This window comes from Sphingomonas sp. BE138 (assembly GCF_031456125.1).
GTDB lineage: Bacteria > Pseudomonadota > Alphaproteobacteria > Sphingomonadales > Sphingomonadaceae > Sphingomonas.
The window spans coordinates 102,397-122,022 of the sequence record NZ_JAVDUC010000006.1 but is presented as its reverse complement, the minus strand read 5'-3'; the positions used below and the strand labels follow the sequence as shown (position 1 = coordinate 122,022).

Sequence of the window (19,626 nt, the reverse complement as noted above, 5' to 3'; positions counted from 1 at the left end):
CGGCGGCTGCGAACCGCAAGCGAATGAAACTTGTCCGCGCCCTCGCCCCCCTTGCCCGACTCGCCAACGCGCTGCACTTCTGCCATGTTCCTGAATTGTTCGCCGCCATCCGAGTCGCCGATGCACGACCTGCCGCCCCGTCCGCTGCGCTGGCTGTTCCTCGACCTGAACAGCTATTTCGCCAGCGTCGAGCAACAGGTGCAGCCCGCCTTGCGCGGTCGCCCGGTCATCGTCGCACCGGTCGGCTCCGACACCACCGTGGCGATCGCCGCCTCGGTCGAGGCGAAGCGCTTCGGCATCTCGACCGGCACGCCGGTGTGGGAAGCGAAGCAGCGCTGCCGCGAACTGATCGTCACGCCGGCGCGCCACGAACGCTATGTCGAGTTCCACCACGCGATCGTCGCCGAGATCGAGCGACATATTCCGGTCACCAAGGTGTGCTCGATCGACGAGGTCGCCTGTCGCCTGCTCGACAACGAGAACCGCCGCGACCAGGCCGAGGCGCTGGCGCGGCGGATCAAGGCCGGGATCCGCGAGCGGGTCGGCGCCTGCCTCACCTCCTCGGTCGGCATCGCCCCCAACCGCCTGCTTGCCAAGCTCGCCTCCGACCTGCGCAAGCCCGACGGGCTGGTGGTGTTCGAGGCCGCCGACCTGCCGCACGCGCTCTACGACCTTTCGCTGCGCGACATCAGCGGCATCGGCGCGAAGATGGCCGGGCGGCTGGCGCGGGATGGCATCAACGACATCGCGCAACTGCTGGAACGCCGCCCGCGCGACGCCGGCCATGCCTGGGGCGGGACGAACGGCGACCGGCTCTGGTACCTGCTGCACGGCGTCGATCTCGCCGACAAGCCGACGCAGAGCCGCACGATCGGGCACAGCCACGTCCTGTCGCCGGGCAAGCGCGGCTATGCCGCGGCACGGCTCACCGCCCGGCGCCTGGCGCTCAAGGCCGCCAGCCGCCTGCGCCGAAAGGACTATCGCGCGCGGCTGCTGGTGCTCCATGCGCGGTTCGAGGACGACAAGAGCGTCTGGCGCACCTCCGCCAGGCTTCCAGCGACGCAGGACAGTTTCGCGATGCTGTCGATCCTCGACACGTTGCTGCCCCGGCTGCGTGCGCAGGAAAGCGTGCATCGCAGCGGATGCCGGATGATCGGGGTCACCCTCGCCGAGATCGAGCCGGTCACCGCAGAGCAACATTCCCTGTTCGCGCATCTGCCCGCCGACGACCCGCTGGCGCGCGAGACGCGGGGGCTGGCGCTCAGCCGCGCGATGGACCGGATCAACGAACGATTCGGGCGACATGCCGTGTCGGTCGGCGCGATGCACGGCGGCCGGCTCGACCGTGTGGGTACGAAGATTGCGTTCGGCCGCATCCCGGACCTGCACGAATTTCACGAGTGATCCTGTTTTTGACGCAGCGCAACAATGCATCCCTTGACGGAGTAAAGCGCATCGGCGAAGCCGCGTGCACTATGCAGAAGCTCCTCCCCCTCTCGGTGGCCGCCGCCCTGCTGGCGCTGTCGGCCTGCAACTCCGAACCGTCCTCGCCGCAGGTGCTGGACAGCAACCCCGATCCGATGGCCTCGACGCTCGCCAACGCCGCGCCCGTCGAGCTGCCGCCGGCGATCAAGGCCGACAAGACCATGCGCTGCAAGGATCAGAGCCTGGCCTATGTCACCTTCTTCGACGGCGACAAGCAGGCGGTCGTCCGCACCGAAAAGGGCGGCACTCCCACCACGTTGAAGGCCGAAAAGGCGGGCGACCCGCTGGTGGCCGAGGGTGGCTGGAAGATGACCGGCACCACCAGCGAGATCAAGCTGACCCGTCCGGGCAAGCCGGAACTGGTCTGCCACTCCTGATCCGTACACGGGCGGCGTGCGACCACGCCGCCCGCCCTGGTTCAATCCCGCCCCGGCCTTTTCCGCGTCGCGATCCGCCGCTCGCAACCTACATCATCTTCCTTGCCCCGTCCCTTCCCGCAGCCTAGCCTTGCGCGCATGACCACGGTGGCGATCTACAGCGTGAAGGGGGGCGTCGGGAAGACGACGCTGGCGGTCAACCTCGCCTGGTGCGCCGCCACGCTCTGCGCCCGCCGCACGCTGCTGTGGGACCTCGATCCGCAAGGCTCCGCCACCTGGCTGCTCGGCGACGGGCGCGCACACGATCGTGCCGGCGCCTTGTTCGCGCGCGACGTGAACGCCGCCAAGCTGATCGCGCCGACCGCCTTCGACCGGCTCGACCTGCTTCCCGCCGACGCGTCGCTGCGCGACCTCAACCACCAGCTGCGCGCGCTCGACAAGAAGCGTCGGCTGCGCAAGCTGGTCGCCGGTCTCGGCGACTATGACAATGTCGTGCTCGATTGCCCGCCCGGGCTGACGGAGACCGCCGATCAGGTGATCCGCGCCGCCGATCTCCTGGTCGTGCCCGTGATCCCCTCCGCCTTCGCGCAACAGGCGTTCGCGACGCTCGATCGCGAGTTCGGCGGGCAGGTGCCGATGCTGCCCGTCCACATGATGGTCGACCGGCGCCGTGCGCTTCATGCCGAGGCGATCGCGCGCGATCCCGACTGGCCGGTGATCCCGATGGCCAGCGCGGTCGAAAATGCCACCGCGCAGCGCGTGCCGGTCGGCGTCGCCGCGCCGCGCAGCCCCGCCGCCACCGCCTTTGCGCAGCTGTGGCGCACGATCGAGCAGCGCCGCGGTTGACGCAAGTGGGTACGCTGGACCCCGGGCTCCTGCTGGGCGCCTATTCGGTCGGCGTCTTCCCGATGGCCGACAGCCGCGACGCGGGCAGCATCTATTGGGTCGAGCCGCGCCGTCGCGCGATCCTGCCGCTGGACGGCTTCCATCTGTCGCGCTCGCTGCGCCGCGTCATCGCCGCCGATCGCTTCCGCGTCACCGTCGACCAGGCGTTCGCACGCATCATCGCGCTCTGCGCCGAAGCGGCCGACGACCGCCCCGATACCTGGATCAACGCCGCCATCGAGGAGGCGTTCGTCCGGCTCCATGCGCTCGGCCACGCGCATTCGGTCGAATGCTGGGACGGCGACCGGCTGGTCGGCGGGCTCTACGGCCTGGCGCTCGGCCGCGCCTTCTTCGGCGAAAGCATGGTCAGCCGCGCGCCCAATGCTTCGAAGGTGGCGATCGCCTCGCTGGTCGCACGGCTGGCAGCCGGCGGCTTCTCGTTGCTCGATTGCCAGTTCATGACCACCCACCTCGCCTCGCTCGGCGCGCAGGAAATCGATCGCGCCGACTATATGGCGTTGCTGGGCGCCGCGCTTTCCTCGACCGGCTCGTCGGCGGCGGGTTCGTCGGGCGCGGCGGTCGGGCGCGGCGTCGGGGCGGGCGACTTCTTCGCGCTCGACGCCGCGGCGGGCGCGGACGGCGCCGTACCGGGGAAGGTCGTCGTGCAGCTCTTGGGCCATACGTCGTAAACCGGGTGGAGCACGACGTTGAGTGCCGGGCGCTCCTTGTAGAGCCAGCCCGAAAACGCGCGCCGCCAATGTCCGTCCGCGCCGCGCACGTCCATCTGCACGAACGCGCCGGTCAGTTGCTCGGGCTCCCAGGGCGCGGTCTTCTCGCAGGCACGCAGCCGCACGATCACGTCGCCGATCCGCCCCGCCTGTCCGGGCTTCAGCGCCAGGTCGCGGCTGACGCCGTTGCGCTTGTTGAGCAATCCCAGCACCGCGACGCGCTGCGCCATCGGGGTGGTACCGGCGTCGACCGGGGCGTCCTGCGCATCGGCCTGGACCTCGTCGGCGGCCGGGGTGGACGGGCCTGCGGGCAGGCTGTCCGGGACCGGCGCGCTCACCACCGGCGCGTCGGCGGCGGGCGCGCGGTCGCCCGAGCGCAGGCCCAGCCCCGCCCAGGTCACTCCCGCCACCACTATCGCCGCCAGCCCGCCGATCGCGAGCGGTCGCTTCACGCGTCGGGGCTCCACGCCTCGTAATCGCCGGTCGCGGCGGCGCGGTGGCCGCCCTTCTCCAGCGCGCCTTGCGGGCGATAGGCGTATGCCGTGCCGGTCATGTTCGGCACGGCGGGCTTTTCCCACTGGCGCGGCGGCGGCAGCACCTCGGTCGGCACGCCGTCCACCTGCCGGTGCAGCCAGCTGAACCACTCCGGCGGGACGCGGCTGACATCGTTGGCGCCGGCGAAGATCACCCAGCGGCGCGGTTCGCCCGCGGTGTCGCGGCCACCCTCCCAATAGGTGTTGCCGAGCGAATCCTCGCCCACCTGGCGCTTGCCGCGCAGGCCGTAAAGGACGGTGCCCCAGCTTGCGCCGTTCCACCAGGTGAAGGGGTTGAGATTGATGCCCATCGTGGCGCCTCGCTTACCCGCGTGCGCCCGCGCGTTCAACACCCCGTTGCACCGCGGCGCGCCGGCCGGGTCACTCGGGCGCGGCGACCCCCACCGCCAGCGGGCCCTTGCGCCCCTGCACCACGCGCGCGCGCAGCCGCTGGTCGGGCTCGACATCGGCGATCCCGGCCCGGCGCAGCGTCTCCATATGCACGAAGATGTCGCCGGGCCGCGCCAGCGCCACCAGGAAGCCGTAACCCTTGACGCGGTTGAACCATTTGACGCTGACGTCCTCCCACGCCACCTGCGCCGCACCGTCGTCGGGCACCGCATCGGGCGACAGCCGCTCGCGGTCGCGGTCGCGCACGACGTCGGTCGCCGCGGTCAGGTCCAGATTCGCGATCTCCACGGTCTGCCACCCGCGCGCGCCGTGCACCGCGCGCCCCTCCACCCGCGTCCCTTCTGGCAGGGTGCGGCGTCCGAACGCCTGCAGGACGCTGAAATGCAGCAGCACGTCGCCCATGTCCGGGTCGTCGGACACGACGAAGCCGAACCCGCGCGTCGCGTCGAACCACTTCAGGACGCCGGTCAGCGCCACCGTCGGCGCGTCGCCGTCGATCGCGCCTTCGCGGGTGGTCCCGCCATCGGTCGGTGCGGCCGCAGCGTCGTGCACGTCGCTTCCTGTCCCCTGCCCTTCAGCTTCGGTTAACATGGGTGCACTGCACCATGTCCGAAAGCAACCCCGCGATCGCGCGATGGGTCGATCAGTCGGGCGCCGGCACCTCGCCCGGCGCGCTGTTCACCACCCGTCGCGCGGTCGCCATGTCGTGCCCGGCGCGCAGCAACGCCGCCAGGTGCCGCTCGCGCTCCTTCGGATCGGGGCGCGCGACGGCGAACGGCCCGATCCGCTTGCGCCGCGCCAGCCGCAGCGCGCTGTCCAGCGCCGCCGCCCGCGCTTCGTCGACCACCGGCGCGCGATCGTCCTCGTCCAGCCCGGCGGCGCGCAGCGTCTCGGCCACCCGCCGCGCGCCATAGCCGCGCCTGGCCAGCGCCGCGCCCTTCTGCTCGGCGAAGCTGCGGTCGTCGACATAGCCGGCCTCCGCCATCCGCTGCGCCACGGCATGCGGATCGGCGGGCGCGCCGTCCCATCCGCGCTCGCGGATCTTGCGCGCGAGATACTGCGCCAGCTTGCCGCGCGAGGTCGCGAACCGCTCGACATAGCGCAGCGCCAGCCGCTCCAGCGCGGCGGCGTCGAGCGGGGGCGGCGGTCGGCGCGCCGATCGAGGTTGGGATGGTGGTCCGGGCACGCCTTGATTGTGCCACACTGACCGTGGATTCTGCGCACCAAAATTTAACACATGCCGGCAAACCGCCATTTTTGCCGATCAACCATTGCGCCCGCGTTACAGGTGCGACAGGAACACAAAATGACGACCGACCTCGCCCCGATGACCGCCCCAGTGCCGGCTGCGCCGCCGGTTGCGCCGACGGCCACCCCGACGGACGACCGGCTGCCGCGCCGCTTCTCCGACTTTCAGACGCTGGGCGAGGCACTCGACTATGCCGCGCAGGGGCAGCGCGGACTGAACTTCCACGACGCGCGCGGCACGCTGGTGCGCGGCTATCGGTTCGCGCAGATGCGCGCCGACGCGCACGCCGCCGCGCTGCGGCTGATCGACGCCGGGATCGTGCCGGGTGACCGCGTCGCGCTGGTGGCGGAGACGAGCGCCGAATTCGGTGCGCTGTTCTTCGGCGCGGTGCTCGCCGGCGCGTGGCCGGTGCCGCTGCCGCTGCCGACCTCGTTCGGCGGGCGCGAATCGTATATCGACCAGCTGCGCGTCCAGCTGGCGAGCTGCGATCCCAAGCTGTTGATCTACCCGGCGGAGCTGGCGCAGATGGCCGGCGCCGCGGCGGAGGCGGCGGGCGTCGTCGGGATCGACTGGGCCGAGTTCGCGACACGCCCCGCACCCGAGGCGGTCCTGCCGTCGGCCACCGCCGACGACATCTGCTACCTGCAATATTCCAGCGGTTCGACGCGCTTTCCGCACGGCGTCGCGATCACGCACCGCGCGCTGCTCAGCAATCTGGCCGCGCACGCGCACGGCGTGCAGATCGTGGAGACCGATCGCTGCGTCTCGTGGCTGCCGTGGTACCACGACATGGGGCTGGTCGGCTGCTTCCTGTCGCCGGTCGCCAACCAGGTGTCGACCGATTACCTGAAGACCGAGGATTTCGCACGCCGCCCGCTGTCCTGGCTCGACCTCATCAGCCGCAACGCCGGCACCTCGCTCAGCTATTCGCCGACCTTCGGCTACGACATCTGCGCGCGCCGCATCTCGTCGCAGACCAAGGCGTCGGACCGCTTCGACCTGTCGCGCTGGCGCGTGGCGGGCAACGGCGCCGACATGATCCGCCCCGACGTCATGCAGGCGTTCGTCGACGCCTTCGCCGACGCCGGCTTCCAGGCGACCGCCTTTCTCCCCTCCTACGGCCTCGCCGAGGCGACGCTCGCCGTCTCGCTGATGCCCCCGGGCGAGGGCATCCGCGTCGAACTGGTCGAGGAGACCGAATTGTCGGGCGCGCAGCACGGCGAGGACCGGCCGCAGCGCTACCGCGCGATCGTGAACTGCGGCAAGGCGGTGCGCGACATGGAGATCCAGGTTCGCGAGGAGGACGGCACCCCGCTGCCCGACGGCGCCATCGGCAAGGTGTGGTGCCGCGGCCCCAGCGTCATGGTCGGCTATTTCCGCGACCAGGCCTCGACCGAGGCGTGCCTGGTGGACGGCTGGCTCGACACCGGCGACATGGGATATATGTCGGACGGCTACATCTTCATCGTCGGCCGCGCCAAGGACATGATCATCATCAACGGCCGCAATCACTGGCCGCAGGATATCGAATGGGCGGTCGAGCAGCTGCCCGGGTTCAAGGCCGGCGACATCGCCGCCTTCGCGATCACCACGCCCGGCGGCGAGGAAACGCCCGCGGTGCTGGTGCAATGCCGCAGCTCCGACGAGGACGAGCGCGTCCGCCTGCGCGACGAGATCCGCGACCGGGTCCGCTCGGTCACCGGCATGAACTGCGTCGTCGAACTGATCCCGCCGCGCACGCTGCCGCGCACCAGCTCGGGCAAGCTCAGCCGCGCCAAGGCGCGCAACCTGTATTTGGCCGGCGAGATCAAGCCCTACGATCTCGCCGCCTGACCGGCGCGCGCGGCGGCATCGTCCGCGACATTCCTGCCTGCCCCCGACTGCCCCTTCCCCGCCGAGGCAAGCGCACGGGTTGATGTAACGACGGCGACGCACCGTGGACGGCAAACCCTTGCCGTCCACGCGGCGAACGCTTGCCGCGAAACGCTTCGTCAACCAGCGTGCGGTATGTCCGGGGGGTGACCGCCCCGCTCCCCTCGCCGCCGTACCGCCCGCCGTTCCGCGCCCTGCTGGGCCTGCGCGACGGCGACGACCCCGAATTGTGGAGCCGCATCCGCGCCGCACAGCTGCGCGCGGGGCAGGAACGCGCTTTGCTGCTGCTGGCCGCACATCTCACCGGGGTGGCGCTGGTCGTCATGATGCTCGATCCGCTCGTGCCGGTGGCCTGGCTGGTGCCCTGGACCGTCGCGACCACGCTGGCGGCGATCGTCACGACGGTGCGGCGGCAGCGCGCCCCGCGTCAGAACCGCAGCTATGCCGATCTGCCGGCGATGCGCGCGCCGCTGGTCGAGGGGCTGGTGCTGGGGCTGCTGTGGGGGGCGGTGCCGCTGATGTTCGGGCCGTTCGTCAACGTCGCGACCGCGCTGGCGCTGCATATCGTCATCGCGGTGCTCGTCGCCGCCGCCGCGCTGGCGATGGTGTCGCTGCTCGCCGGCGCGCTCGCCTTCGTCGCGCTCACCGCGCTGTCCGCCGCGATCGCGCTGCTGCTCGCCGACAGCCCGGTTGCCGCCGCGGCCGACCTCCTCTTCGCCACCCTGCTCGGCATCGCCACCTTCGACCGTGCGCGCGCGCTGGCGCTGCTCCACGCCGCACGCGTGGCGCTGACCGAGCGTGACGGGACGATCGGGCTGCTCTTGCGCGACTTCGACGAATCCGCCGCCGACTGGCTGTGGCAGACCGATGCCGCACGCCGCATCGTCGAGCCCAGCGCGCGCTTCGCCGCGGCATGCGGTCGTGACGCGGCGCAGATCGCCGGTCGTCCGCTGCTCGAGGTGCTGGCCGGCCCCGGCTGGGATACCGGCCGGGTCGCGCCGGTGCTGCGCGAGCTGGCCACCCGGCTCCAGAATCGCGAAAGCATCCGCGACCTCGATCTGCCGATCGTCGTCGACGGGCAGCAGCGCTGGTGGCGGATCGCCGCCTCGCCGCGCCGCGACGCCGACGGACATTTCGGCGGGTTCCGCGGAGTCGCGTCCGACATTACCGAGCAGCGCGCCTCCGCCGACAAGATCGCGCGCATGGCCCGCTTCGACATGCTCACCGACCTGCCGAACCGCCTGTACGTCAACGAGGCGTTGACCGCTGCGCTGGCGCGCGCGGAGCAGCAACGCTCGCGCTGCGCCTTCATGATGATCGACCTCGATCGCTTCAAGGCGGTCAACGACACGCTGGGCCATCCGATCGGCGACCGCCTGCTCGGCCGCGTGTCGGAGCGGCTGGCGACCCTGGTCGGCGAGGGCGAGACCGTCGGGCGGCTCGGCGGCGACGAATTCGCGGTGGTGGTGCCCGATGCCGGCGACCCGCTGCGCGTCGAGCAGCTCGCGCATACGATCATCGACACCCTGTCGCGCCCCTATGAGGTCGATCAGCACACGCTCTACATCGGCGCGTCGGTTGGCGTCGCGACCAGCCCGCGCGACGGGCGCAGTGCCGAGACGCTGATCCGCTCTGCCGATCTCGCGCTCTACCGGTCGAAGGACCAGGGCGGCGGCGTCTTCCACGCCTATGAGCCGCAGCTCCACGCCGAGGCCGAGGAGCGCCGCGTGCTCGAACTGGCGCTGCGCAAGGCGTTGGAGAACGACGAGCTGTACCTCGATTACCAGCCGGTCGTCGACGCGCGCACCGGGACGCTGCGCGCGTTCGAGGCGCTGCTGCGCTGGCGCCACCCCGCCTTCGGGCAGATCCCGCCGTCCAAGTTCGTCCCCATCGCCGAGGAAGCGCGGCTGATCGCGCCGATCGGCGAATGGGTGGTCCGGACCGCCTGTGCTGAGGCCGCCGGCTGGCCCGATCCGATCCGCGTCGCGGTCAACGTCTCGCCCGAACAGCTCCACAATCCGCAGTTCGTCGCGATCGTCGCCGACGCGCTGACCACCAGCGGGCTGGCCGCGCGGCGGCTGGAGCTGGAGGTGACCGAAAGCGTGTTCCTGCGCGAGGGCACCGGCGCGACGCGGGTGCTGCGCGACATCCTCGACCTGGGCGTCGGGCTCAGCCTCGACGATTTCGGCACGGGCTATTCGTCGCTGGGCTATCTCAGCTCGACGCGCTTCTCCTCGATCAAGATCGACCGCAGCTTCGTGCAGACCGCCGCGACCGGGCGTGCGGAGGCGATCGCGATCATCCGTGCGGTCGTGGCGATGGCCGACAGCCTTGACATGACCACCACGGCCGAGGGGGTGGAGACCGAGGCGGAACTGCGCATGGTGCAGGAACTCGGCTGCCGCAGCATCCAGGGCTATTATTTCGGACGCCCGCTGCCCGTCGCCGACGCGCGCGCACTCGCCGGACGCTCGCTGCACACCCGCGCCGCATGATCGCGCCCTCGGGCGATGATGGAGGGACTTGACGCGCGCGGCCGATCCGGTAACAGCGGCGCCCGCACAGGAGTGTAGCTCAGTTGGTAGAGCATCGGTCTCCAAAACCGAGGGCCCACGGTTCGAGTCCGTGCACTCCTGCCACTTTCTCGACATTTCCGTCCGCGTTGCCGGCGTCACGGCGTGCGTTGCTATCGGCCTGAGCGGCCCCGGTCGGTCGATGGACCGCGCGCCGCAGCGTGAGCAGCATTAATTTGTAAGGAACGGAGCCAAGCCGCGCCTTGCGTGTTGTGCGTCGCAGCGCCATAGCGCGATCTGGGTTAAGTAACCTCAAGGGAGTTCCTCATATGCGTTCGATCCTCGCCGGCGCCGCTGCGCTCAGCCTCATCGCCACCCCGGCGCTCGCCGCCACCGGCAACCCGGCCTCGAGCCTGTCGGTCGCGCAGTCGCGCGCCGCGACCCCGTCGGCCAAGAAGAGCGAGCTGGCCGGTGCCGGCATCTTCGCCGCGATCATCGCCGCCGGCATCGCCGCGATCGGCGTCGTGGCGATCGTGAACGACAACGACGACGATTCGGACAGCAACTGATCCGGTCCGCGCGGCGCTCCGGCGCTGCGCGGTTCGTTGCACCGAAGGGGGTCGGACGCGGCGCGTTCGACCCCTTTTGCGTTCCCCGGGGTGGTATATTCGCCCGCCTTTGGGCACCGCTTGCGTTTTGGCGGGCACGATCCTATGTCCGCTGGCATATCCGACAGCGCGGACGGCTTGCCAACCGCTTCCCGGTTCTTCTCCGGGCAGCGGTAGCGGGCCCATGCCGGGACTTTTCTTTCAGGCTCAACCAGGGCCAGGGCTCAACGAGGGCGCAGATCCGTGGCGAAGACGACCCCGACCGAATTCATCCGGCAGGTCCGCACCGAAACCGCAAAGGTCGTCTGGCCGACCGGGCGCGAAACGGTGATGACCGGGGTGATGGTCGTCATCATGACCACCGTGCTGGCGCTGTTCTTCCTCTCGGTCGATTCGATCTTCAACGCCGTGGTCAAGGCGTTGCTGAGCCTGGCGCAGTAAGGACGGAATTACAGACGATGGCGCGCTGGTACATCATCCACGCCTACTCGGGCTTCGAGGGCAAGGTCCGCGATTCGATCATGAGCGAGGCGACCCGCATGGGCCTCGAGCAGCTGGTCGAGCAGATCGAGGTGCCGACCGAGACGGTGACCGAGGCGCGCCGGGGCAAGAAGATCGCGGTCGAGCGCAAGTTCATGCCCGGCTACGTCCTCGCCAAGCTGGCGATGAACGACGACGTCTACCACCTCGTCAAGAACACGCCCAAGGTGACGGGTTTCCTGGGTTCGTCGGGCAAGCCGCAGCCGATCTCGGATGCCGAGGCGGCGCGGATGTTGAATTCCAAGGAAGAAGCCGCCGCCGCGCCGAAGACCAAGGTCAAGGTCGATTACGAGATCGGCGATGCGGTCAAGGTGCTCGAAGGGCCGTTCGCCAGCTTCAACGGCACCGTCGAGGAACTCGACTTCGACAAGTCGAAGGTCAAGGTGTCGGTCAGCATCTTCGGCCGCGCGACGCCGGTCGAGCTCGACTTCGAACAGGTCGAACGCAGCAAGTAACCATCCCCGCAAGGTGCGGCATGTCGGGCGGGGCGTCGGTCGCAAGGCCGGTGTCCCGCCCGATGCGTTTGCGACCGATTTCCGGCGGGTTACGCCACCATGCCGTCGCGCGCGCCCCCCTCGTCGCGCCACGGCGCGGCGACGACGTGCGGCGCCAGGTCGACGCGCTTGCGCTGCTGGCGTACCTCCAGCCCCGGCGTGAACAGCATCGTCGCGGAGCGGCGGAATTGCGCCGGGGTCATGCCGACGAACTCGCGAAACTCGCGGTTCAGGTGCGAGGCGTCGTAGAAGCGCAGCTCGGCCAGTTCGTCGGCGGTCGGCACCGCCAGGCCGCGCATTACCGCCGCCATGTCGAGAAAGCGGCTGCGGCGCAGCACCGTCTTGGGCAGGTGCCCGAAATGGGCGCGCACCGCGCGGTCCAGCCGCCGCCCCGACATGCCGAACTCCGCGGCGATCTCCGCCACCGGGCGCACCGGATCGACGCGCGCGACGCGCTCGAACGCGGCGCTCACCGGGTCGGCGGGGGCGGCGCGCACGATCACCCGCTCGTGCACCACCTGCTCCATCCGCGCGAAGGTCTGTTCGTGGTCGTAGATGTCGGCGGTGGCCCAGCGCAGCGCCGCTCCCCAGTCGCCGCCGATGGGAACCAGCCGGTCCGCCATCGCGTCGGCGGGTTCGTCGCAGAAGGTGAACCAGCCGCCCGGACGGATCATGAAACCGGCCGCGACGACCGGACCGCGGCACCGCACCTCGAACCGCCGTTGCTGCGCACCGAACAGCATCGGCCCCTCGTACCCCGTCCACACGCCGTCGATCGACGTCTCCCACGTCCCGATCAGCGGGACGCGGACATAGGCATATTCATGGAGCAGGAAGTCCTCGAGCAGCGCGTCCTCGGGCCGCTCGATGATCGTCACGAAGAAGCGCGCGACGTGATCGGCGATCGCGCCGGGCGGGGTTCGGCTGAGCGACAGCGGCGCCCCGCCCAAAGATGCACCGGTCCGTGGAATCGCCCCCGCCATCCGCCGTGGCTAGGACGGTTCGCGACGCCAGGCAATGTCTCCTTTATCCAGATCAATCCAAGTTGGTCGCGGTGGACATCGCTCATCGCACAGGGCCGTTGCGCGACTCGGCCGGATCCGCTACGGGCGCACGCTTCCAGTCAGTATCGATCGGAACGTGCGGGAGGATGTCGCGACGCGGCGTCCGGACGAACCGCTAGACTTGAACCGGGCGTGACCCTTGCGGCTGCGCCCCGTAACAGAGTGAGACGCATGGCAAAGAAGATCACAGGCTATATTAAGCTGCAGGTCCCGGCCGGTTCCGCCAACCCGTCGCCGCCGATCGGCCCGGCGCTGGGTCAGCGCGGCGTGAACATCATGGAATTCTGCAAGGCGTTCAACGCGCAGACCGGCGACATGGAGAAGGGCGCGCCCCTCCCCACCGTCATCACCGTCTATGCCGACCGTTCCTTCTCGTTCGTGACGAAGACGCCGCCGGCGACCTTCCTCATCAAGAAGGCGGCGAACCTGAAGTCGGGCTCGAAGGAGCCGGGCAAGGTGTCGGCGGGCAAGATCAAGCGGTCGCAGCTGGCCGAGATCGCGCAGACGAAGATGAAGGATCTGAACGCCAACGACATCGACGCGGCGACCAAGATCATCGAAGGCTCGGCCCGCGCGATGGGCCTCGAAGTGGTGGAGGGCTGAGATCATGGCGAAGCTGACCAAGAAGCAGAAGGCCGTCACCGTCGATCGTGAGAAGCTGCACGGCGTCGACGAGGCGATCGCGCTGGCGAAATCGGGTGCGACCGCGAAGTTCGACGAGACGATCGAAGTCGCGCTGAACCTGGGCGTCGACCCGCGTCACGCCGACCAGATGGTCCGCGGCGTCGTCACGCTGCCCGCCGGCACCGGCAAGACGGTCCGCGTCGGCGTGTTCGCGCGCGGTGCGAAGGCCGATGAGGCGCGCGCCGCAGGGGCCGACGTCGTCGGCGCCGAAGACCTCATGGAGACGATCCAGGGCGGCACGATCGACTTCGATCGCTGCATCGCTACCCCGGACCTCATGGGCGTCGTCGGTCGCCTCGGCAAGGTGCTGGGCCCCAAGGGCCTGATGCCGAACCCGAAGCTGGGCACGGTGACGATGAACGTCGCGGAAGCCGTTAAGGCGGCTAAGGGCGGTCAGGTCGAATATCGCGTCGAGAAGGCGGGCATCATCCACTCGGGCATCGGCAAGGCGTCGTTCGCGCAGGAAGACCTGCGCCGCAACTTCGACGCGCTGGTCGATGCGGTGGTGAAGGCCAAGCCGTCGGGCGCGAAGGGCAAGTATGTCCGCAAGGTCGCCGTCAGCTCGACGATGGGCCCGGGCATCAAGGTCGACACGGCCGAAGTGGCAGGCGCATAAGGCGCGCGCGGATAGCAAAGGCTATCCGCGGGACGCCTGGCGCCGGCCGGCGCGGCCGAGGCCGCGTCCGACGTCGGGGACCGGATCCACGCCGGTCCCGCGCTGCAGGAAGAAGAGCCGGCGCACCCCGCAAGGGCGCGCCGGCTTTTTTCGTGCGGATCTGACAAAAGCAGCGGTCATCGCGCGGCGAGTGTAAAATCGGACCGGGGTGACTCCACTCCACGTCCAAAAGCCCGTTATCCGTGGCTCCTGCGCAGGCAGAGGCCCATCTCTGCTACAGGACCCTAGGCACACCGTGTCGTGTCCGAACCAACTCCGATCGCTTCAACGACGAATCCACTCACCGCACTCCGCTCGACAATCCACCCTACCCCGGCCACTCTCCCATCGCAGGAGAGGCACATGCCGCATTACGGCGACTATCAAAACGCGATCTACATCGCGGGCCTGTCGGGCACCGTCCCCGAATGGCCGGTCGACCACGTCACGCTGCGCGCCCGCGCGGAGGCGCACTGGCCCGCTGCGGTACGCGACTATGTCCAGGGCGGCTGCGGCGACGAGCATACGCAGGACGCGAACGCCGCCGCCTTCCGCCACTGGGGCATGATCCCGCGCATGATGGTCGACACCGGCACGCGCGACCTGTCGTGCACGCTGTTCGGCCACCCGCTTCCCTCCCCGCTGTTCATGGCGCCGATCGGCGTCAACGGCATCTGCACCGACGACGGACACGGCGATTTGGCCGCCGCGCACGCATCGGCCGCGACCGGCGTGCCCTTTTGCGCTTCGACGCTCGGCAACGATCCGCTCGAGGATGTGCGCGCCGCATGCGGGGAAACGCCCGCGCTGTTCCAGCTCTACACCTCGCGGGATCCCGATGTCGCCGCCAGCATCGTCGCGCGCGCGGAGGCAGCGGGCTATGGCGCGCTGGTCGTCACGCTCGATACCTGGGTGACCGGCTGGCGCCCGCGCGACCTGAACACCGGCAATTTCCCGCAGCTGCGCGGCCACGTGCTGGCCAATTACTTCACCGACCCCGCCTTTCGCGCGCTGCTCGCGCGCCCGCCGGAGGAAGATCGCCAGGCCGCGATCATGACCTGGGCGGCGACGTTCGGACGCGTCCTGACGTGGGAGGACATGGCCTGGCTGCGCTCGCTTACCCGAATGCCGATCGTGCTGAAGGGCATCTGCCACCCCGACGACGCACGCCGCGCGATCGATGCCGGTGCCGACGGCATCTACGTCTCCAATCACGGCGGGCGGCAGGCGAACGGCGGGATCGCCGCGATCGACCTGCTGCCCGGCGTCGCGCAGGCGGTCGCGGGGCGCGTGCCCGTGCTGTTCGACAGCGGGGTGCGCTCGGGTACCGACATGGTCAAGGCGATCGCGCTCGGCGCCGATCTCGTCGGACTGGGCCGGCCGTACTGCTATGGCCTGGCGCTCGGCGGGGCGGACGGCTGCGCGCACGTACTGCGCAGCGTACTGGCCGAGGCCGATCTGCTGATGGCGGTCAATGGCTGGCCGACGCTCGCCGCAGTGCGCGACGCCGGCGCACGCCGCACCTGACGCCGCTGTCCTACATCCTCCAACATCTGCGAGCCCGCGATTCGTAACACAGATCAAGGAATCGCAGATGCAGGAATGGGTGGAACAGGCGATCGACGCGCAGGGGCGGCGCGGTACCGGCGGGCGGCGGCGCGTCACCGTCAATCGTCGCGAATCGCCGCTGGCATGGCTGGCGGCGCGAGGGTTGGTCACCGCGCGCCAGAACGAGGCCGGCGAGCGGTTGCAGGCCGACCACGAACGCGCCGCGCTCGGCGCCGCGGTCACGATGCGCTGGACCCCGCGCGTCGACGGCACCGGCACGCGCCTCGACCCCGCCGAGGCGCAGCTGGCCGCCAGGCGCCGCTTCGACGCCGCGATCGCCGCCGCCGGCCCCGGCCTGTCCGACATCCTGTGGCGCGTGGTGTGCGCTGGCGAGGGCCTGCCCGACAGCGAGCGTGCGCTCGGCTGGCCGACGCGCAGCGGCCGGCTGGTCCTGACGCTCGCGCTTGACCGCCTCGCCGATCATTATCGCCTGCCCTGAACCCTTGCCGTGCGCGCCCCGCCGCCGCAGATAGCGCGCATGGAATGTCGCTTCATCAAATGTCACGGCTCGGGCAACGACTTCCCGCTGGTCGACGGTCGTGCGCTGACGCTGTCCGAAGCGGACTGGACGCAGCTCGCCCGCGCGCTCGCCGACCGCGCGGGGCCGGTCGGGGGCGACGGATTGCTGGTGCTGACCGGACGCGACGGCGACGCCGCGTTCGGCATGCGGATGTTCAACAGCGACGGGTCGGAGGCGGAGACCTGCCTCAACGGCCTGCGCTGCGTGGCGCGCGCCGGGTTCGAGGCGCTCGGGATCGACCGCGCCACCGCCCGGCTGAAGACCAGCCGGGCCACCGTCGCCGCCGCCGCGCCGCTGGCCGAGGGGGTCTACACCGTCGAGGAGACCGCCGGCCCCGCCACGCTCGACCTCGCGCGCTGGCCGCTGACCGGTGCGGGCGAGCGGTTGGTCGATGCGCCGCTTGCCATGCTCCCGACCGATCGCCGCTTCACTGCGGTCGCGATGCCCAACCCGCACCTGGTGGCGTTCGTCGACCGCGTCGACGAGGATGAGCTGGTGCGCGTCGGTCAGGTCTGCGAAGGCGCGCCCGACTGGTTGCCGAACCGCGCCAACGTTTCGTTCGTCGAGGTCCGCGACGACGCCACGCTGTTCGTCCGCACCTTCGAACGCGGCGTCGGGCTAACCGACAGTTGCGGCAGCGCGATGGCCGCCTCCACCTATGCCGCGTGCCTGACCCGGCGCATCGCCTTCGACCGCGACGTGACCGTCCTCAACCGCGGCGGTCTGGTCCGCGCACGCGCCACCGCGGCGGCGATGGTCACGCTCCACGGCAATGCCACCTGGGAGTGGGAGGGCGTGGTCGACGTCGACCTTTCGGAGGCGCGCGCCGGGAACCTGCGCATCCTGCACCGCCACGACGACGAGGTCGCCGCCTGGGCACGCGTCGCCGCCGCCGCGCGCTGACAGCTCGTCAGGCCCCCGCGCGCACGACCCGGTTCTTGCCGCCGTTCTTGGCGGCGTACAGCGCCAGATCGGCCGCGCTCAGCGCGTCGCCGCCCTCCGCCGCCGCCACCCCGGCGGAAAAGGTGATGTGTCCGATCGTCTGGCCGCTGTCCTGATGGATCAGCGAGCGTACCGACAGCCGCTCGCGCACATCGTCCAGCGCCTCGACCGCCTCGCCGGGGGTCATGTCCTCGAACAGCAGCGCGAACTCCTCGCCGCCGTAGCGGGCCACCACCACCTTGCGCTGCAATTGCGCGCGCAGGAAGCCGGCGACGAACTTCAGCACGCGGTCGCCCGCGGCATGGCCGAACCGGTCGTTGACCTGCTTGAAATCGTCGATGTCGATCAGCGCCACCGCCGCGCGCTGCCCCGCCTGTTCGATGCCGTGCAGCTTCTGCTCGAAACAGCGACGGTTAAGCAGGCCGGTCAGATGATCGCGCTCGGCGGCGCGCCGGGCGCTGTGCAGGTCGCGGCGCAGCGACTCGGCCTCCTCGCGGGCGCGATGCAGCTGCCCCTCCACCAGCCGCGACGCCGCTACCGCCGCCTCGGTCAGCGTGATGACCCGCGTCAGTGTCGCCTGCGGGTCCCGGCGCAGCTGCTCGGCCTCGGCGTGGAGCGCGCTGCCGAACGTCTCGGCATGATCGCACGACTCGCCGACCGCCGCGAGGCAGTCGCCGATCCGCGCCTCCAGCGCGTCGGCGATGCGCGACAGCGCGGCGGTTTCCTCGGCGTCCTGCGCCGCGGCGATCTGCGTCACGCCCGCATCGCTCAGCCCGGCACCGGTGCGCAACCGCTCCGCCACCGCGGCCCCGGTGCGCGGATCCTCGCCGGAGACATAGGCGTGCAGCACGCCATACGTCAGCGGCGAAGGGGTCAGATGATGCGAGAAGATCAGCGTGCCGATGTCGTCGAACAGCCGCCGGCGCAGCGCGCTGCGCTGTGCGCCGACGTCGCCGGCACGCGTCGGGCCGGGCTCCGCGCCGGTCGCGGACCGCTCGGCGCCGAACCAGCCGAGCACGCGGCGCCGGCGACGCGCGGCGACGGGGATCGAGGACGACGCGGTCATGTCGAAGCTCCCGGTACGAGAGGGATCGCTTGCAGCGGCGCGGTGCCCGCACGGATGGCCGCAGCGACTGCGCTCCACTCCGGGCCGAACCAACGCTCGCCGCATTCGGCGCGGTGGATCGGATCGGTATCGGGCGCGGCGATGATGTCGTGCTGCGGCACGAAGCTCAGCGCGGGAATGTCGTAGAAGACGCGGACGCGCGGCTCGGTGGGACGACGATCATTGCCCTCCATCACCAGCGCGAGCCGGCTCGAATGCAGCCGCACGAGTCCGCCGACCGGATGGATGCCGATGCTGTCGATGAAGCGCACCAGCAGGTCGGGGTCGAAATGCCCGGTCCACGATTGCATCCGCGCCAACGCCTCGCTGGGCAGCCACACGCGCTTGTAGGGCCGTTGCGAGGTCACTGCGTCGTAGACGTCGCAGATCGCGCTGATCCGCACCGCCAGGCTCAACTGCTCGCCGGCCAGCCGATGCGGGTAGCCGCGTCCGTCGATCCGCTCGTGATGGTGCAGGCATACGTCCAGCACGACGTCTGGCAGCGCCGCACCCGCGCTCAACATCGCATGGCCGCGCTCGGGGTGGTGGCGCAGCAACACCACCTCCTCCGGCTCGAGCTGGCCCGACTTCTGCAACAGTGCCTTGGGCACTGTCATCTTGCCGATGTCGTGGAGCAGCCCGGACAGACCAAGGTCGCGGACCAGTGGCTCGGGCAGGTTCAGCGCCTGCGCGAAATGGATCATCAGCGCCGCGACCGCGATCGAATGGAGATAGGTGTATTCGTCGTTGCTCTTCAGCCGGGTGACGTTCAGCATCGCTGCCGCGTCGCTGGTCACCGATGCGAAGATCCGGTCGATGACGGGCACCATCGCGCCGGCGTCGACCGCCTTGCCCAGTCGCACGTCCTCGAACATGTCGCGGACGGCGTGCTTGGAGGCATCGACGACCGCCTGCGCGCGCTGCTCCGCCGCCGGCGCGCGGCGGCGCCGCACCGGTGGTGCAACGTGCACGCACGCGTCGCCCGGTTCCGACGGTGTCGCCCCGGTCTCCCTATCCCATACGTCCGGTTCCTCGACGTGCGGCGTCATCGCCTGTGCGGCGGGCGCGGCCAAGGGGCCGACTCCCTTGCTCAGGTCGATCACGACCTCGCCGACACCGGCCTTGCGCAGCTTGTCGAGATCCCCCTGCTTGGTCAGCACGAACTGCCGCCGCCAGAACGGGCTGGCCATCCAGCCCCCGGCAACGGCGTGGACGAACATGCCGATCCGTAGGTCATCGGTCTTGATCGTCACCAACACGCGCCAAAATCCCCCGCTATCCCAGGACTATGGACGCGGAATTATTAAAGCCGGGTATCGTGGATCGAGGATTTTTCGGCGATGTCGCGGCGGA

General features: G+C 70.2%; 20 protein-coding genes, 1 tRNA gene and 1 pseudogene. 15 read left to right on the top strand and 7 right to left on the bottom strand.

Features of this window, described 5'->3' with window-relative positions; translation table 11 throughout:
• The first annotated feature begins 120 nt into the window (after positions 1–120).
• The 4 genes from J2Y58_RS09950 (at position 121) to aat (ending at position 3,436) form a co-directional block, all read left to right on the top strand.
• Positions 121–1,404: a type VI secretion protein ImpB gene (locus J2Y58_RS09950; protein ID WP_310102309.1), complete on the top strand. Its 1,284-nt coding sequence runs from the start codon at positions 121–123 to the stop codon at positions 1,402–1,404.
• A 71-nt stretch (positions 1,405–1,475) separates the two neighbouring features.
• Positions 1,476–1,862, top strand: coding sequence for a hypothetical protein (locus J2Y58_RS09945; protein WP_310102503.1), 387 nt, complete (start codon positions 1,476–1,478; stop codon positions 1,860–1,862).
• 138 nt (positions 1,863–2,000) lie between these two features.
• A complete protein-coding gene (locus J2Y58_RS09940) occupies positions 2,001–2,708 on the top strand; it encodes a ParA family protein (protein WP_310102306.1) in 708 nt (235 codons plus the stop codon).
• A 5-nt stretch (positions 2,709–2,713) separates the two neighbouring features.
• Positions 2,714–3,436 carry a leucyl/phenylalanyl-tRNA--protein transferase gene (aat, locus tag J2Y58_RS09935; RefSeq protein WP_310102500.1) on the top strand — a complete coding sequence of 241 codons (723 nt, stop codon included), beginning with the start codon at positions 2,714–2,716 and terminating at the stop codon, positions 3,434–3,436.
• Positions 3,437–3,471: 35 nt separating this feature from the next.
• Here aat and J2Y58_RS09930 read toward each other — a convergent pair.
• The 4 genes and pseudogenes from J2Y58_RS09930 to J2Y58_RS09915 form a co-directional block, all read right to left on the bottom strand.
• A pseudogene (locus J2Y58_RS09930) lies at positions 3,472–3,705 on the bottom strand (DUF2155 domain-containing protein); the annotation flags it as partial.
• A gap of 218 nt (positions 3,706–3,923) precedes the next feature.
• The gene (locus J2Y58_RS09925; protein ID WP_310102303.1) at positions 3,924–4,319 is read right to left on the bottom strand and encodes an NADH:ubiquinone oxidoreductase subunit NDUFA12; all 396 of its coding nucleotides are present in this window, start codon (positions 4,317–4,319) and stop codon (positions 3,924–3,926) included.
• A 70-nt stretch (positions 4,320–4,389) separates the two neighbouring features.
• Positions 4,390–4,971, bottom strand: coding sequence for a cold shock domain-containing protein (locus J2Y58_RS09920; protein WP_310102301.1), 582 nt, complete (start codon positions 4,969–4,971; stop codon positions 4,390–4,392).
• Between the two features lie 91 nt (positions 4,972–5,062).
• Positions 5,063–5,623, bottom strand: a complete 561-nt coding sequence (locus tag J2Y58_RS09915) for a regulatory protein RecX (RefSeq protein WP_310102298.1) — start codon at positions 5,621–5,623, stop codon at positions 5,063–5,065.
• Positions 5,624–5,746: 123 nt separating this feature from the next.
• Here J2Y58_RS09915 and J2Y58_RS09910 point away from each other — a divergent pair, with 123 nt between their 5' ends.
• The 6 genes from J2Y58_RS09910 to nusG all read left to right on the top strand — a co-directional run bounded on the left by J2Y58_RS09910 (position 5,747) and on the right by nusG (position 11,656).
• Positions 5,747–7,501, top strand: coding sequence for a fatty acyl-AMP ligase (locus tag J2Y58_RS09910; protein WP_310102497.1), 1,755 nt, complete (start codon positions 5,747–5,749; stop codon positions 7,499–7,501).
• Between the two features lie 185 nt (positions 7,502–7,686).
• Positions 7,687–10,035 carry an EAL domain-containing protein gene (locus J2Y58_RS09905; RefSeq protein ID WP_310102295.1) on the top strand — a complete coding sequence of 783 codons (2,349 nt, stop codon included), beginning with the start codon at positions 7,687–7,689 and terminating at the stop codon, positions 10,033–10,035.
• A 68-nt stretch (positions 10,036–10,103) separates the two neighbouring features.
• A tRNA-Trp gene (locus J2Y58_RS09900) sits at positions 10,104–10,179 on the top strand.
• 203 nt (positions 10,180–10,382) lie between these two features.
• Complete coding sequence (locus tag J2Y58_RS09895; protein WP_310102292.1) at positions 10,383–10,622, top strand: hypothetical protein; 240 nt, start codon at positions 10,383–10,385, stop codon at positions 10,620–10,622.
• 282 nt (positions 10,623–10,904) lie between these two features.
• A complete protein-coding gene (secE, locus tag J2Y58_RS09890) occupies positions 10,905–11,102 on the top strand; it encodes a preprotein translocase subunit SecE (protein ID WP_310102289.1) in 198 nt (65 codons plus the stop codon).
• 17 nt (positions 11,103–11,119) lie between these two features.
• Positions 11,120–11,656 carry a transcription termination/antitermination protein NusG gene (gene nusG / locus J2Y58_RS09885; protein ID WP_022687599.1) on the top strand — a complete coding sequence of 179 codons (537 nt, stop codon included), beginning with the start codon at positions 11,120–11,122 and terminating at the stop codon, positions 11,654–11,656.
• Between the two features lie 89 nt (positions 11,657–11,745).
• Here the strand turns inward: nusG and J2Y58_RS09880 are convergent, their stop codons facing one another.
• Complete coding sequence (locus tag J2Y58_RS09880) at positions 11,746–12,678, bottom strand: helix-turn-helix domain-containing protein (RefSeq protein WP_310102279.1); 933 nt, start codon at positions 12,676–12,678, stop codon at positions 11,746–11,748.
• 252 nt (positions 12,679–12,930) lie between these two features.
• On the opposite strand from J2Y58_RS09880, the gene rplK reads away from it, so the two are divergent.
• The 5 genes from rplK (at position 12,931) to dapF (ending at position 17,129) form a co-directional block, all read left to right on the top strand.
• Positions 12,931–13,362, top strand: a complete 432-nt coding sequence (gene rplK / locus J2Y58_RS09875) for a 50S ribosomal protein L11 (protein WP_310102276.1) — start codon at positions 12,931–12,933, stop codon at positions 13,360–13,362.
• A gap of 4 nt (positions 13,363–13,366) precedes the next feature.
• Positions 13,367–14,059 (top strand): 50S ribosomal protein L1, encoded by a 693-nt coding sequence (gene rplA / locus J2Y58_RS09870; protein WP_310102272.1) that lies wholly within the window; start codon positions 13,367–13,369, stop codon positions 14,057–14,059.
• A 402-nt stretch (positions 14,060–14,461) separates the two neighbouring features.
• Complete coding sequence (locus tag J2Y58_RS09865; protein WP_310102269.1) at positions 14,462–15,625, top strand: alpha-hydroxy-acid oxidizing protein; 1,164 nt, start codon at positions 14,462–14,464, stop codon at positions 15,623–15,625.
• Positions 15,626–15,692: 67 nt separating this feature from the next.
• Positions 15,693–16,145 (top strand): DUF6456 domain-containing protein, encoded by a 453-nt coding sequence (locus tag J2Y58_RS09860; RefSeq protein ID WP_310102266.1) that lies wholly within the window; start codon positions 15,693–15,695, stop codon positions 16,143–16,145.
• A gap of 39 nt (positions 16,146–16,184) precedes the next feature.
• Complete coding sequence (gene dapF / locus J2Y58_RS09855) at positions 16,185–17,129, top strand: diaminopimelate epimerase (RefSeq protein WP_310102263.1); 945 nt, start codon at positions 16,185–16,187, stop codon at positions 17,127–17,129.
• Positions 17,130–17,136: 7 nt separating this feature from the next.
• Here the strand turns inward: dapF and J2Y58_RS09850 are convergent, their stop codons facing one another.
• Positions 17,137–18,234 (bottom strand): GGDEF domain-containing protein, encoded by a 1,098-nt coding sequence (locus J2Y58_RS09850; RefSeq protein ID WP_310102261.1) that lies wholly within the window; start codon positions 18,232–18,234, stop codon positions 17,137–17,139.
• Entirely contained in the window at positions 18,231–19,526 is a 1,296-nt protein-coding gene (locus J2Y58_RS09845) for an HD-GYP domain-containing protein (protein WP_310102258.1), read from the bottom strand. Before J2Y58_RS09845 ends, J2Y58_RS09850 begins: the two co-directional genes overlap by 4 nt.
• Positions 19,527–19,626: the final 100 nt, after the last annotated feature.

Bases quoted from the DNA above. Each gene is read 5' to 3' on its own strand.
- J2Y58_RS09950 (WP_310102309.1), top strand. From the start codon at position 121: ATGCACGACCTGCCGCCCCGTCCGCTGCGCTGGCTGTTCCTCGACCTG.
- J2Y58_RS09945 (WP_310102503.1), top strand. From the start codon at position 1,476: ATGCAGAAGCTCCTCCCCCTCTCGGTGGCCGCCGCCCTGCTGGCGCTG.
- J2Y58_RS09865 (WP_310102269.1), top strand. From the start codon at position 14,462: ATGCCGCATTACGGCGACTATCAAAACGCGATCTACATCGCGGGCCTG.
- J2Y58_RS09895 (WP_310102292.1), top strand. From the start codon at position 10,383: ATGCGTTCGATCCTCGCCGGCGCCGCTGCGCTCAGCCTCATCGCCACC.
- J2Y58_RS09860 (WP_310102266.1), top strand. From the start codon at position 15,693: ATGCAGGAATGGGTGGAACAGGCGATCGACGCGCAGGGGCGGCGCGGT.
- nusG (WP_022687599.1), top strand. From the start codon at position 11,120: ATGGCGCGCTGGTACATCATCCACGCCTACTCGGGCTTCGAGGGCAAG.
- J2Y58_RS09910 (WP_310102497.1), top strand. From the start codon at position 5,747: ATGACCGCCCCAGTGCCGGCTGCGCCGCCGGTTGCGCCGACGGCCACC.
- J2Y58_RS09940 (WP_310102306.1), top strand. From the start codon at position 2,001: ATGACCACGGTGGCGATCTACAGCGTGAAGGGGGGCGTCGGGAAGACG.
- J2Y58_RS09850 (WP_310102261.1), bottom strand. From the start codon at position 18,234: ATGACCGCGTCGTCCTCGATCCCCGTCGCCGCGCGTCGCCGGCGCCGC.
- J2Y58_RS09880 (WP_310102279.1), bottom strand. From the start codon at position 12,678: ATGGCGGGGGCGATTCCACGGACCGGTGCATCTTTGGGCGGGGCGCCG.
- rplK (WP_310102276.1), top strand. From the start codon at position 12,931: ATGGCAAAGAAGATCACAGGCTATATTAAGCTGCAGGTCCCGGCCGGT.
- J2Y58_RS09925 (WP_310102303.1), bottom strand. From the start codon at position 4,319: ATGGGCATCAATCTCAACCCCTTCACCTGGTGGAACGGCGCAAGCTGG.
- dapF (WP_310102263.1), top strand. From the start codon at position 16,185: ATGGAATGTCGCTTCATCAAATGTCACGGCTCGGGCAACGACTTCCCG.
- rplA (WP_310102272.1), top strand. From the start codon at position 13,367: ATGGCGAAGCTGACCAAGAAGCAGAAGGCCGTCACCGTCGATCGTGAG.